Origin of the sequence: Thermomonas paludicola (genome assembly GCF_024498955.1) — a bacterium.
Lineage (GTDB): Bacteria > Pseudomonadota > Gammaproteobacteria > Xanthomonadales > Xanthomonadaceae > Thermomonas > Thermomonas paludicola.
This window is the reverse complement of record NZ_CP093311.1, coordinates 844,578-858,333: the sequence shown is the minus strand read 5'-3', so window position 1 is coordinate 858,333 and position 13,756 is coordinate 844,578. Positions and strand designations below refer to the sequence as shown.

Annotated in this window: 12 protein-coding genes and 1 riboswitch; of the genes, 11 read left to right on the top strand and 1 reads right to left on the bottom strand. The window is 67.0% G+C overall.

The features are described 5' to 3' along the window. Positions 1-218 precede the first annotated feature (218 nt). The 4 genes from LIW09_RS04135 to pnuC all read left to right on the top strand — a co-directional run bounded on the left by LIW09_RS04135 (position 219) and on the right by pnuC (position 6,488). On the top strand, positions 219-2,291 hold the full coding sequence (locus tag LIW09_RS04135; protein WP_256647141.1) for a M13 family metallopeptidase: 2,073 nt from the start codon (positions 219-221) through the stop codon (positions 2,289-2,291). A gap of 81 nt (positions 2,292-2,372) precedes the next feature. After that, positions 2,373-3,518: a phosphotransferase enzyme family protein gene (locus LIW09_RS04130; RefSeq protein WP_256646697.1), complete on the top strand. Its 1,146-nt coding sequence runs from the start codon at positions 2,373-2,375 to the stop codon at positions 3,516-3,518. Positions 3,519-3,574: 56 nt separating this feature from the next. Next, a riboswitch (TPP riboswitch) is annotated at positions 3,575-3,670 on the top strand. 68 nt (positions 3,671-3,738) lie between these two features. Next, entirely contained in the window at positions 3,739-5,901 is a 2,163-nt protein-coding gene (locus tag LIW09_RS04125) for a TonB-dependent siderophore receptor (protein WP_256646696.1), read from the top strand. Further along, positions 5,901-6,488, top strand: a complete 588-nt coding sequence (gene pnuC, locus LIW09_RS04120) for a nicotinamide riboside transporter PnuC (RefSeq protein ID WP_256646695.1) — start codon at positions 5,901-5,903, stop codon at positions 6,486-6,488. Before LIW09_RS04125 ends, pnuC begins: the two co-directional genes overlap by 1 nt. Positions 6,489-6,491: 3 nt before the next feature. Here pnuC and LIW09_RS04115 read toward each other — a convergent pair whose 3' ends face one another. After that, on the bottom strand, positions 6,492-6,827 hold the full coding sequence (locus LIW09_RS04115) for a hypothetical protein (RefSeq protein WP_256646694.1): 336 nt from the start codon (positions 6,825-6,827) through the stop codon (positions 6,492-6,494). Positions 6,828-6,847: 20 nt separating this feature from the next. On the opposite strand from LIW09_RS04115, the gene LIW09_RS04110 reads away from it, so the two are divergent. The 7 genes from LIW09_RS04110 (at position 6,848) to LIW09_RS04080 (ending at position 13,732) form a co-directional block, all read left to right on the top strand. Continuing rightward, the gene (locus LIW09_RS04110) at positions 6,848-7,036 is read left to right on the top strand and encodes a hypothetical protein (protein WP_256646693.1); all 189 of its coding nucleotides are present in this window, start codon (positions 6,848-6,850) and stop codon (positions 7,034-7,036) included. A 51-nt stretch (positions 7,037-7,087) separates the two neighbouring features. Further along, positions 7,088-7,558 carry a hypothetical protein gene (locus tag LIW09_RS04105; RefSeq protein ID WP_256646692.1) on the top strand — a complete coding sequence of 157 codons (471 nt, stop codon included), beginning with the start codon at positions 7,088-7,090 and terminating at the stop codon, positions 7,556-7,558. Positions 7,559-7,654: 96 nt separating this feature from the next. Then, on the top strand, positions 7,655-9,448 hold the full coding sequence (locus LIW09_RS04100; RefSeq protein WP_256646691.1) for an acyl-CoA dehydrogenase C-terminal domain-containing protein: 1,794 nt from the start codon (positions 7,655-7,657) through the stop codon (positions 9,446-9,448). A gap of 127 nt (positions 9,449-9,575) precedes the next feature. Next, positions 9,576-10,232 carry an HNH endonuclease gene (locus tag LIW09_RS04095; protein WP_256646690.1) on the top strand — a complete coding sequence of 219 codons (657 nt, stop codon included), beginning with the start codon at positions 9,576-9,578 and terminating at the stop codon, positions 10,230-10,232. A gap of 74 nt (positions 10,233-10,306) precedes the next feature. Continuing rightward, on the top strand, positions 10,307-11,347 hold the full coding sequence (locus LIW09_RS04090) for a hypothetical protein (protein ID WP_256646689.1): 1,041 nt from the start codon (positions 10,307-10,309) through the stop codon (positions 11,345-11,347). A gap of 85 nt (positions 11,348-11,432) precedes the next feature. Beyond that, a complete protein-coding gene (locus tag LIW09_RS04085) occupies positions 11,433-12,581 on the top strand; it encodes a polyamine ABC transporter substrate-binding protein (protein WP_256646688.1) in 1,149 nt (382 codons plus the stop codon). A 2-nt stretch (positions 12,582-12,583) separates the two neighbouring features. Continuing rightward, positions 12,584-13,732, top strand: coding sequence for an ABC transporter ATP-binding protein (locus tag LIW09_RS04080; RefSeq protein ID WP_425507913.1), 1,149 nt, complete (start codon positions 12,584-12,586; stop codon positions 13,730-13,732). Positions 13,733-13,756: the final 24 nt, after the last annotated feature.

The following is a 13,756-nucleotide window of genomic DNA, read 5'->3' as shown; positions in this document are numbered from 1 at the left end:
TTGCAACCGGCGCTCTGCCCCCGATGACACTCCACGCCAGACAACGGCAGCGGTTCGCGCCAGCGCTGGCCCCGGGACTGCAACACGCATTCCGGCATGACCTTCGGCACCCGCTCGACACGGCGGCAACGGCTAGGGTGGGCTGTTGCGGCTCTTTCCGCGCCGAGCGCCCCCTTCTCCCGCCAATGGAACAACGTACCGTGAAGACACCCAACCTGCTGTTGCTGTCGCTCGCCATCACTGCGGCACTGAGCGCCTGCCAGAAGCCGGCCGCGCCCGCCGCCGACGCCGCCAAGCCCGGCGCCGCCGCCAAGACCGAGTTGCCGCCGCTGGCCGGGTTCAACGTGAATGACCTCGACCCCAGCAAGAACGTTTGCAGCAACCTCGCCGACTTCGTCAACAGCAAATGGCTGGCGGCCAACCCTGTTCCCGGCGACAAGACCAGCTGGGGCAGTTTCGAAATGCTGGATGAACGCTCGCAGGCGGCCAGCAAGGGCATCGCCGAAGCCGCTGCGGCCAAACCGGGCGCCGTCGGCATCGAAAAGCTGGTTGGCGACCTCTATGCCACCGGCATGGACGATGCAAGGATCGAACGCGCGGGCATCACGCCGATCCAGCCGATGCTCGCCCGCATCGATGCGCTCAAGACCCCGGCCGACATCGCCCAGTACCTGCGCGAGGAATTTGCCGCTGGCCGCGGCGAGGTGTTCAGCTTCGGCGCCGAGGCCGACTTCAAGAACTCCAGCCAGAAGATCGGCTATGCCTACCAGGGCGGGCTGTCGCTGCCGGAAAAGGCCTATTACCTGGAAGACGGCCCTGACGGCAAATACAAGGCCATTCGCGACGCATTCGTGAAGCATGTATCGAAGCAGTTGCAGAACGCGGGCGTCGCCGCTGCCGCTGCCGACCAGCAGGCCAAGGACGTGCTGGCCTTCGAAACGCGGCTGGCCAAGGCCTCGCTGTCGCCGATCGAAATGCGCGACCCCAACAACCAGTACCACTACGTGAGCATGGCCGACGCCGACAAGGCGTCGCCCAACTTCCCGTGGTCTGCGTTTTTCAAGGCCAACGGCGTGACCGCCGATGGCTTCTCGCTGTCGCAGCCGGCGTTCTTCGCCGAATTCGACAAGATGTTGACCGCCGTGCCGGTGGCGCAGTGGCAGGCCTACCTGCGGATCAACGCGATCGACGGCATGGCCCCGTTCCTGGCCGCGAAATTCAACGACGAACGCTTCGATTTCTTCTCCCGCACCCTGCGCGGCCAGAAGGAACAGAAACCGCGCTGGAAGCGCGTCCTGGATACCGTTGAAGGCACGGCGGGCGAAGCACTGGGCCAGCTCTACGTGCAGCAGTACTTCCCGGCCGACTCCAAGGCGAAGATGGAAACGCTGGTGCAGAACCTGCGCGAAGCGCTGAAGGCGCGCATCGAGAAACTGGACTGGATGAGCGCGGAAACCAAGCAGAAGGCGATGGAGAAATGGGCCAGCTTCACGCCCAAGATCGGTTATCCGGACAAGTGGCGCAGCTGGGAGGGCCTGAGCAGCAGCCGCGGCGGTTACGTGCAGAACGTGATGGCGGCGGCGAAGTTCAACCACGACTTCGACATGGCCAAGATCGGCAAGCCGGTGGATCGCAGCGAATGGGGCATGACTCCGCAAACGGTCAATGCCTACTACAACCCGCTGATGAACGAGATCGTGTTCCCCGCCGCGATCCTGCAGCCGCCATTCTTCGACCCGAACGGCGACCCTGCGCTGAACTACGGCGGCATCGGCGCGGTGATCGGCCACGAAATGCTGCACGGCTACGACGACCAGGGCAGCCAGTTCGACGCCAAGGGCAACTTCAACAACTGGTGGACCAAGGCCGACCTGACCGGCTTCCAGTCGCGCACCGACCGTCTGGTGAAACAGTTCGACGACTACGTGGCGATCGACGGCCTGCACGTGAAGGGCCAGCTCACCCTGGGCGAGAACATCGCCGACCTCGGCGGCCTGAACGTCGCCTGGGACGCCTACCAGAACGCGCTGAAGGCCGCCGGCAAGGGCGGCGGCGACAAGATCGACGGCTACAGCGAAAACCAGCGCTTCTTCCTGAACTGGGCCACCGTCTGGCGCCGCAACTTCACCCCGGACGAGGCCAAGGTGCGGCTGAATACCGACCCGCATGCACCCGCCAACTTCCGTGCGATCGGCGCGCCGTCGAACATGCCGGCGTTCGCGCAGGCGTTCAGCTGCAAGGCCGGCGACGGCATGGTGCGCGATGCCGGCCATCAAGTCGTGATCTGGTAACGGCAACCGCGCAACCGCACGCTGCGATCCCGCAAGGCCCGGCATGCCCGGGCCTTGCGCTTGATGGCCTACATTGCACGCATGAACACACCCCGGGTGGACCCCGCAGATCACCGCAGCCACGGCTGGCGCGACGACACGGTCGCGCCCGATTGGCCGGCGCTGGCGATCGCCGACGTGCACGCGCTGCTGGCCGGGTTCCCCGCACTGCGTGGGCCGGTGCAATTGCTCTGGCACAGTCCACGCCCGTTCTCGGCCGCCGCCCGGGTTCGCACGCGCGGTGGCGAGGTCTTCGTCAAGCGCCACTCCATCCGCGTGCGTACGCCGCAGGCGTTGCAGGAGGAGCACGCCTTCATTGCGCATTTGCGCGCACAACGCATCCCGGTGCCACGGGTGTTGCCCGACAGCGCCGGCGTGACCGCCTTCGCGCGCGGCGACTGGACGTATGAAGTGCACGCGGTGGCCGACGGCGTGGACCTGTATCGCGATGTCGCGTCGTGGACGCCGCTTGAAAACCTCGAGCGCGCGCGCAGCGCCGGGCGCATGCTGGCGCGGCTGCATCTTGCTGCGGCCGGGTTCGATGCCATCGCACGCAGCACGTCGGTGCTGCTGGCAACCGACACCGTGCTGCGCGCACCCGATCTGATCGCAGCGGTCGCGTCGCAGTGCGCGGCGCGCCCCGCACTGGCGGGCTTCCTTGGCCAGCGTGATTGGCAAACGGCGCTGCGCCCACTGCTGGCGCACCATCGCGCGCTGCACGCGGCACTGGCAACGCAGCCCCGGCTTTGGACGCACGGCGACTGGCATGCGTCCAATCTGTTCTGGAGCAGCGCGGCCGACGATGCGCAGGTCAGCGCCATTCTCGACTTCGGCCTGTGCGCGCCCACCTTCGCCCTGTATGACCTTGCCACCGCGATTGAACGCAACGCCATCGCGTGGTTGCGTCTCGATCAAACGACGCAAATCGCCTTCCCGCACAGCGCACGCGCGCTGATCGAAGGCTATGCCGAACTGCGGCCACTGGCGAATCCGGAACGTGCGCTGCTAGCCGACCTGCTGCCGCTGGTGCACGTGGATTTCGCGCTTTCCGAAGTCGAGTACTTCCACGCCGTCACCGGTAACGACCACGATGCGGAACTGGCGTGGAGCGGCTTCCTGCTGGGCCATGCCGCATGGTTCGACACCGCGCCGGGGCAGGCATTGCTGCAGGCGATTCGCCAGCCGTAACTGCCACTGCACGCACCGCACGCTGGCCCCGCACAGGGCGCTGTGGTTCAATGTGCACCATGAAGCGGGGGTGCCCGGCGTTGCCGGGCTGAGAGAGTCCCTTGGAACCTGATCCGGTTTGCACCGGCGTAGGGAGCTTGATTCGAGCGGTCACGTCCATGTCAATGCATGGCGACGCGGCTCGCCGTCGCTTCGTCCCCCCTCCCTGGCGATGACGACGATGCGACTTTCCCCCTCCCCCTTGCTGCTGGCCCTGCTTCCATTGCTGGCCACGGCCGCCCCTGCCACCGACGACACTGACGCGCAGGCGCAGAAAATCACCCGGCTGGCGCCCGTGCAGGCAACTGCAGGCGATGTCACGCCGCGCGATGCAGGCGTCAACGCCTGGGGCAATGCGCCACTGCAGGACACCCCGGCGACCATCAGCACCGTCGGCCGCCAGCAGATCGACGACCGCCAGATCCGCACGCTCAGCGAGCTGGCCCGCGAAGACGCCGCGCTGGGCGACAACTACGCGCCAGTGGGTTACTACCAGAACATCGCCATTCGCGGCTATCCGCTGGACCTGGCCACCGGCTACCGGATCAACGGGCTGGCTGCCACCGGCGAACAACTGGTGGCGCTTGAGGACAAGCAGCAGGTGCAGGTGCTGAAGGGGCTGGCCGGGCTTGCGGCCGGCGTGATGGAGCCGGGCGGCGTGGTGAACTTCATCAGCAAACGGCCTGCGGACGTGCGCACGCTGACGCTGGGCACGGACGCGCAAGGCTCGCGCTATGCCGCGCTGGACGTTGGCCGCTGGCTGACGCCGACGTTCGGCGTTCGCGCGAACCTGGCCTGGGACGACGCCCACGCCTACGTGCAGCATGCCGACGGGCGGCGCAATTTTTACGCGCTGGCCGCCGACTGGCGCATCGCCCCGCAAACAACATTGGAGGTGGACGCCAACCACCAAGCCAGCGCGCAGCGTTCCGCCTCCGGCTACATGCTGTTGGGCGGCACACAGCTTCCCGCCAACCCGGACCCGGAAGCCATGCTGGGCTACCAGCCCTGGCAGCAGCCGGTGGCCATCCACAGCACCAACAGCAGCGCGCGCCTGCAGCATGCCTTCAATGACGACTGGCAGCTGCGCCTGGCCGTCGGCCGCAGCCGCAGCGTGATCGATGACAACGTGGCGTTCGCCTATGGCTGTTTCTACGCGCCGCAATGCGCCAGCGCCGCGCCCGGGAATTTCTTCGCGCCCAACGGCGATTACGACATCTATGACTACCGCAGCCCGGATGACACCCGCGTCGGCGACCACGCGCGTGCCAGCCTCGATGGCCGCATCGGCGACGGTTGGCTGCGCCACGAGCTGAGCGCAGGCATGAGCGTGTTCCATCGCACGATCACCCGCCGCCCGTATGTGTACGACTATGTGGGGACCGCCAACATCGGCAGCGCGCCGCCGGTGTTCGCGCCATCGCCCAACCAGCCCGGCAGCCCGGTGCTGCGCTTCGACAGCTGGCAGCGCTCCCTGTTCGCACAGGACCGTATGCGTCTCGGCGAGCAGTGGCAGCTGCTGGTCGGCGCCAATCTCGTGCACATGGACGAGCGCGCATGGAAAAGCTCCGGAACGCTGGTACGCAACACGCGCCTGAACCAGCTGTTGCCGCAGGCCGCAGTGCTGTGGCAGCCGGCAGCGGCGCTCACCGCCTACGCCAGCTACAGCGAAGGCTTGTCGCTGGGCAAGGAGGCTCCCTTCTGGACAAGCAACGACGGCGAATTCCTCGCACCGCGCCACTCGCGGCAAGTCGAGGCGGGCCTTCACTATCGCTGGCAGGACGCGCTGGACCTGAATGCCAGCCTGTTTCGCATCCGCCAGCCTTGGCAGTTCGCGCAACCGGATACGTCCAGCGCCGGTTTCACCTTCGTCCAGCACGGCGAAGAAGTACACAGCGGGCTGGAACTGTCGGCCAATGGCCGGCTCACCGACAACCTCGGCGCCACCGCCAGCGTTGCGCTGATCCGCGCACGCGCACAGGGCACCGGCACGCCGGCCTACGAGGGCCACCAGCTCGCCAACGTGCCGCTGCTGCGCAGCAGCCTGCACCTGGACTACCGTTTGCCGATGCTGCCCCAGCTCAGCCTGCTCGGCGGCTGGCGCCATGCGTCGTCCAATCCCGCCACCGCCAGCGGCCAGGTGCGTGCGGATGCCTATCACGTGTTCGATGCCGGGCTGCGCTACAGCGGGCAATGGAACCAGCGCGACGTGGTGCTGCAACTGGGCGTGGACAACCTGTTCAATCATGCCTATTGGCGCGACACCGGCAGCTCCGACGGTGACAGCTACCTGTTCCCCGGCGCCCCCCGGCAGGTGCGCATGAGCCTCAGCGTGGCGTTGTGATGCCCTGGCACGAGATCGCCGCTGCCTGCCTCAGCGCCAGCGCGGTGTGGCTGACCACGCGTCGCAGCCCGTGGTGTTTCCCGGTCGGGCTGGCGTCGATCTCGGTGTATGTCTGGGTATTCGTCGGTGCAAGGCTCTACTCCGACGTTCTCCTGCAATGCACATTTGCGGCGATGCTGGTGTCCGGCTGGGTGCGCTGGCTGCGCCACCTGGACAGCACCGGCCACGTGCGGGTGGCGCCGCTCGCGCCGGCACTGGCCGGCATCCATCTGCTCGCCGGGCTGGCCGGCGGGCTGCTGCTGGGCTTCACCATGCATCGCTTCACCAATGCGTCGCTGCCGTGGCTGGATGCGTTTTTGACCGCTTTCAGCCTGGTCGGCCAGCTCTGGCAAAACCGCCGCCACATCGCCGCATGGTGGATGTGGATCGCGGTGGACGTGATCTACATCGGCATGTATCTGCACAAGGACCTGCACGTCACCGCGCTGCTGTACGCCGGCTTCGTGGTACTGGCGTTGAAAGGATGGCGGGACTGGCGGCACGCCGCCCGGCTGGAGGATGCGCCGCGCCGCGCCGCTGCGGAATGAGGCTCAGCCGGCAGCAGGATCCCAGGGATCTGCCTGCGACAGCAGCAGGCACAGGCCGGCGTCATCCAATGCGGCGAATTCAGCCATGCCCGCGGCCATGGTCTCCACCTGCAGCATGCAGCAGCGGAGCTCGCCGCCACGCAGCGGGCTGAACACCAGCATGATGCTGCCGTAAGAGGCGTCCAGCAGCGCGACCTGCCAGCACTGGCCGCGCTCGTCGTCGAATGTGCGCATGCCGCCAGTGTAAGTGCCGGGCGCCGGGCGCGCGGTGATGCAGGTCAATTCCTGCCCGCCTTGCGACTCGCGCAGGCGCGCGCAGGGGTGTAAGGTCGCACGCATTCCTGCAACGGTCGCCTGCCATGGACATCCACGACATCGCCCTGACCCTGTTCGCACAGCTGGTGCATGCCAATGGCGCGCAGCCGCTGGCCGACGAGGCACGCATCGCGCTGGGACGCGACGCCTACCGGTTCGCCGAGGCGTTCATCACCGCCAAGGACCAGTACATCCGCGAACTGCCCGTGCCGGGCAACGAACAGGGCTACTGATCCACGCTTGCCGGCGGGTATGCTGCGGGGGATTCCACCCGGAGACCGCGCATGATTCGCACGTTTGCAGCCACCACTGCCCTTGTCCTCCTGCTGGCCAGCTGCGGCAGTGGGCCGGTGCGCCGCGTTTCCGAGCCGGCCGCCAGCATCCAGCAGCTCAGCGTGCGCGCCGATGGCAACTGGGATGTGCAATTGCGCCTGCAGAACTACAGCAGCGTGGCGATGCGCTTCGACAAGACTTCGCTGGAAATCGCGTTCGACAACGGCGCGGCGGCGCGGCTGGATGTCCAGCCGAATCTTGACGTGGGCCCGGAGTCGGCTGACGTGTATTCCGCGACGACAATCCCACTGCCATCCGGACGCGCCCGCATCGCCACCGCGCTGGCCGACGGCCGCGGCCTGACCTACACCCTGCGCGGCAGCGTGGAAGCGACCCCGCAAGGCGGCAAATCGAAGTCCTGGGACATCAAGCGCGACAGTGCGCTGTCGCCGGTTCCAGGGCTGCCCGGGGCGCTGCGCTGAGGCTTTTACAGGATCATTCCAGCAAACCATACGCTGTAGTATGCTGAGGCTTCCAGCGGGCCGAATGGCGGCCTGCAGCCGCCGGGATTGCATCGCATGAGCAGCTACAAAGCCCCCCTCGACGACCTCCGCTTCGCCCTTTACGACGTGCTGGGCGCGGAAACGCACTTCACCACGCTCGGCTTTGCCGACGTCAACCGCGAACTGGCCGATGCGGTGCTGGATGAAGCCGCGCGCCTCGCCGAAACCGTGCTGGCGCCGCTCAACCGGATCGGCGACGAGATCGGCTGCAGCTTCGACAAGGCCACCGGCGATGTCACCCCGCCGCCCGGTTTCAAGCACGCCTTCGACACCTTCGTGGAGGGTGGCTGGACCGGCCTCACCAATGCCCCGGAACACGGTGGCCAGGGCATGCCCGCGCTGCTGGGCGGCGTGCTGACCGAGCTGGTGGATGCCGCCAACCTGGCGTGGGGCAATTTCCCGATGCTGTCGCACGGCGCGGTCAAGGCGCTGGAAACCTATGGCGAAGACTGGCAGAAAGAGGTGTTCCTGAAACCGCTGGTGGCCGGCCAGTGGACCGGCACCATGTGCCTGACCGAACCGCACTGCGGCACCGACCTGGGCCTGCTCAAGACCCGCGCCGAACCCGTCGCCGATGGCAAATACAGCATCACCGGCACCAAGATTTTCATTACCGCCGGCGAACACGACCTGGTCCCCAACATCATCCATCTGGTGCTGGCCAAGCTGCCCGACGCGCCGCCGGGCGCCAAGGGCATCTCGCTGTTCGTGGTGCCCAAGTTCAAGGTGGCGCGCGACGGCACGGTGGGCGAACGCAACGCGGTGCGCTGCGGCGCGATCGAACACAAGATGGGTATCCACGGCAGCGCCACCTGCGTGATGAATTTCGACGGCGCCGAAGGCTATCTGATCGGCCAGCCGCACAAGGGCCTGCAGGCGATGTTCGTGATGATGAACTCGGCCCGCCTAGGCGTGGGCGTGCAGGGCCTGGGCCTGTCCGAGCGCGCCTACCAGAACGCACTGCGCTACGCCCGCGAGCGCCTGCAATCGCGCTCCCTGAGCGGCCCGAAGTATCCGGACAAACCGGCCGATCCACTGCTGGTGCAGCCGGACGTGCGCCGCATGCTGCTGTCGCAAAAAGCGCTGGTGGAAGGCGGCCGCCTGCTGAGCTTGCACGCGTATTCGCTGCTCGACGTGGCCGAGAAGGCCGCCGATGCCGAGGCGCGCGAACGCGCCCACACCCTGGTCAGTTTCCTGACCCCGATCTCCAAGGCCTGCCTGACCGAATGGAGCATCGAGAACACCTACAACGCCCTGCAGTGCTTCGGTGGCCACGGCTACATCCACGAACACGGCATGGAGCAGTACGCCCGCGACGCCCGCATCACCACGCTGTACGAAGGCACCACCGGCATCCAGGCGCTGGACCTGATCGGGCGCAAGACGGCAGCCACCCAGGGCGCCGGGCTGAAGCTGTTCCTGGCTGAAGTGGAAGCGTTCGCAAGGCAACACGAGGGCGACGCCGCGCTGGCCGAATTCATCGGTCCGCTGCGCGCCAAGTGCGGCGAGTGGGGCAAGCTCACTATCGAGACGCTGACCCGCGCCGCCAGCAACCCTGAAGAACTGGGCGCGGCCAGCACCGACTATCTGTTCTATTCCGGCTACGTGGTGCTGGCCTACTGGTGGGCGCGCAGCGTCGCCGTCGCCAACGCCTCCGATCGCCCGCAGGCGTTCAAGGACGCCAAGCGCGACACCGCCCGCTTCTACTTTGCACGCCTGCTGCCACGCACGCTGGCGCACAAGGCCGCGATCGAAAGCGGCGCAGGCACGCTGATGGCGCTGGCGGACGCAGGCTTCGGCGCGGGATAAGCGTTCGGCACCCCCCTGCAGGAACGCTCTTGCCCGTCATTCCCGCGGCTACGGAAATGACGGGCTTGCGGCTTCACGCCGTCGACGTACACAAACCGTCATCGAAGGCGTATAAGCTGGTTTCCCGATGGAGACCGACAGAGCGACCTTTCGCCCGGCCCATACCGGCGACCGCCCCGCTGCCCTGCACGCGGACACCTGCATTGCCGCCGGCTTCGCCCCCAACCTGCGCCTGCTCGGCCTGGACGCGCATGGCCGCGCGCTGGACTGGATGAGCTGGCAGGACGCGGCTTGCCTGTACGCACGCGATGCGGTGGCGTGGACCCTGGGCGCCCCCTGCCTGGAATTGCATGGCGGCACCAATCGCCGCAGCGGGCTTCGCAGCATGCTGTTGCTGCATCCCATCATCGCCGCTCGCGGGCATGCGCGGCCCGGCGTGATGGGCCAGACCCCGGCCCTCACCAATCAGGCCCTGTTCGCGCGCGACCAGCATTTGTGCCTGTACTGTGGCCGCCAATTCAATCGGCACGCATTGACCCGCGATCACGTGCTGCCGGTCTCGAAGGGCGGCCGCGACATCTGGGAAAACGTGGTCACCGCCTGCGTCCACTGCAACTCGCGCAAGGGCAGCCATACCCCGCAACAGGCCGACATGCCACTGCTGGCGGTGCCCTATCGCCCAAGCTGGGTCGAGCACCTGATCCTGTCCAACCGCAACATCCTGGCCGACCAGATGGCATTCCTGAAGGCCCAGCTGCCCCGCCATCCCCGCAGCGCCGGATGATCCGGAACGCGCGAAACATTGACGCGCGGGGCCCGCTTGGCAACACTCAAGGAAATTTTCGCAGGATCAACCCAATGGCGCTGACGCTGGGCACGACCGGAATGGATCGCCAGACCGAAGCTGCGGTGGTGGCAGCCTTCAAGGCCGCCAATGCCGAAACCGGGCACCTATGGTCGCTGGTGGAAGGCGACGAGGCTGACTATGTCGTCATCGACATGGACAGCCTGTACGGGCCGATGAGCTGGCTGCGCCTGCATGGGATGGGCCGCAAGGTGATCGGGCTGACCTCGGTGGATCGGCAACAAACCGATTACCGGCTGCCGCACCCGGTCAGTGGCAACGACCTGGCGGTCCTGCTGAGCGAAATCGTCTCCGACCTGGGGCAGCAGCCCAGCCCCGAGCCTGACGCTGTCCCGCATGCCGCTGTTCCGCAACCGCCCGCCGAGGCGACTGAACCGGCCGCGCCTCATGCGGATGCCCACCTTGCCGTCGCCCCCACGCCGCCGCCCAAACCAGAGCCTGAGCCGGAACCCCAGCCGGCCACCCCTGCAGAACCGCTTGCCCCGGTGACGCAGACGCTGCGCGAATGGCTGCATCCGGATCGCCTTCGCCAGCGCGCACGCCTGCAGCGTGGCGAAGGCCCGGTGCTGCTGGTGGATGCTGCAGCCGGCGTCTGGCATGGCCCGGCCACCCTGAAACCGTTGATTGCCTGTTTCGACGGTGAATTCTCGGAAGCAGACATCACCACGCCCGACGCTGCAGCCTGGAATGCCGAAGCCGGAAGCGCTGGCCCCGCCCAGCCGCTGGCCCGCCTGCATTGGCTGGGCGGCCTGCTGTCCGGCGATGCCACCAGCGGCCGGTACCTGCTGAAAAAATGGCCGCAGACGGAACGTGAATACCCCAAGCACTTCCGCATCGCCACGGTGATGATGAAAGGCGCCGCCAGCGTGGACGAAATCGCCGATGCCAGCGGCGTGCCTGCGGAGGAAGTGGCCGCATTCGTCAATGCAAACCTGGCCACGGGCTATGCCGAATCCGTGAATCCGGAGCCTCCGGGAACCGCCACGGCAGCTACCAGGAGCGGCGGCCTGTTCGGCCGCATGCGCGGTCATTGATCGCAAGGGCTGGCGCCCAAGGCGCCATTCCCCCGCCCGCCCCGGCAGCGCGTAACATTCGCGGATTCCTCTTCGGGAGACCGCCGTGACCCTGCGCCTTGCCCCACTCGCCTGCGCCATCCTGCTGCTGACCGCCTGCGGCGGGAAACCCGCTGCCGAGGCCACTTCCGGCAAGCCGACCGGTGCCGAAGAGCACGTGCTGAACGTTTACAACTGGTCCGACTACGTGGCACCGGACACCATTGCCGATTTCGAAAAAGCGACCGGGATCAAGGTCAATTACGACGTCTATTCCGAGAACGAGACGCTGGAAACCAAACTCACCGCCGGCAGCAGCGGCTACGACCTGGTGTTTCCGTCGGCACGCCCGTTCGCGCAGCGCCAGATCAAGGCTGGCCTGTACCTGCCGCTGGACAAGGCCAAGCTGCCGAATCTTGCACACCTCGATCCGGCCATCCTGCAAGGCCTGACCGACCTGGATCCCGGCAATACCCACATCGTGCCGTACATGTGGGGCACCACCGGCCTCGGTATCAACGTCGGCAAGGTGAAGGCGGTGCTGGGCGATAGCGCACCGATCGATTCGTGGAACCTGCTGTTCGACCCCGCCAACGCCGCCAAGCTGGCGAAGTGCGGCATCAGCGTGCTCGACGACGACCAGGAAGCGTTCGGCGCGGCGCTGATCTGGAAGGGCAAGGACCCGAACGCCGGCGCGGCAGACGAGATCGACACCGTGAAGCAGGTGTACGCCGCGATCCGCCCGTACATCCGCACCTTCAACAATGCCGAATACAAGGACGCGCTGGCCAACGGCGACGTGTGCGTGGCGATGGGCTATTCCGGCGACATCCTCGGTGCAGCCGACGCCGCCGCCCAGGCCGCGGAGGCCTCGGGCAAACCGGCTCCCGACATCCGCTACGTGATTCCGAAGGAAGGCGCGCTGCGCTGGGTGGACGTGATGGCGATCCCCAAGGACGCCAGGCATCCGGGCAACGCACAGGCACTCATCAACTACCTGCTCGATCCCAAGGTCGCCGCCACGATCACCGATGCGGTGGGCTATGCCAGTCCGAACAAGGACGCCACGCCGCTGATCGAACCGGGCATCGCCAGCAACCCCGGCGTATATCCGCCGGACGCCGTGCGCGCCAAGCTGGTCGATCCGAAGTCGTTGCCGGAAACCGTGCAGCGCCAGCGCGTGCGCGCCTGGACGGCGATCAAGAGCGGCCACTGAGCATGGCCTTGCCGAATCGTCCGGCGCCCCCGCTGGAACCGTGGAAAGACCCGGCCGCGCAACCCTTCCTCCGGGTCGAGGGCATCACCAAGACCTTCGGCAAACTGCATGCGTGCGACGACATCAGCCTGGACGTCTATCGCGGTGAATTCTTCGCCCTGCTGGGCGGCTCCGGCTCGGGCAAGAGCACGCTGCTGCGCATCCTGGCCGGGCTGGAAACACCCGACTGCGGGCGCGTGCTGATCGACGGCGTGGATGTCACTGCGTTGCCGCCCTACCAGCGGCCGGTGAACATGATGTTCCAGAGTTACGCGCTGTTCCCGCACATGAGCGTGGCGCAGAACATCGCCTTCGGCTTGAAGCAGGATGGCCGTCCGGCCGACGAGATTCGCGAGCGCGTGCAGCAGCTGCTGGAGCTGGTGCAAATGCCGCAGCTGGGCAATCGCAAGCCGGACCAGCTCTCCGGCGGCCAGCGCCAGCGGGTGGCGCTGGCGCGCGCACTGGCCAGGCAGCCCAAGCTGCTGCTGCTGGACGAACCGCTGGGCGCACTGGACAAGCGCCTGCGCGAGCGCACCCAGTTCGAGCTGGTCAACATCCAGGAGCGCGTCGGCACCACCTTCGTGATGGTCACCCACGACCAGGAAGAAGCGATGACCATGTCCAGCCGCATCGCGGTGATGGACGCCGGCCGCATCGTGCAGGTGTCCACGCCGGCCGCGCTGTACGAATACCCGTCCACCCGCTTCGTGGCCGAGTTCATCGGCGGCATCAACCTGTTCGAAGGTCGCGTGCTGGCACACGACGCCGACCAGCGCGTTGCGCGGATCGCCTGCAATGCCGTCGAGGGTGGCGCGCTGCTGGCCCGCCATGCCGATCCATTGCCGGAAGGTACCGCGGTGAGCGTGGCCGTTCGGCCAGAGAAAATCGACGTCCATGAAGCACGCCCGCAGGCCGACAATGTGGCGACTGGCAAGGTGCGCGACATCGCCTACCTCGGCGACGTCTCCATCTACCACGTCGAAACCGAATCCGGCGCGGTGATCCGGGTGCAGGAAACCCACGTGGAGCGCAGCTCCGAGCCGCACTACGACTGGGGCGAAACCCTGTGGCTGAGCTGGCCGGCCAGCGGCGCAGTGGTACTGACCGCATGAGCGCCACGCCCGGCGGCGGCAGCT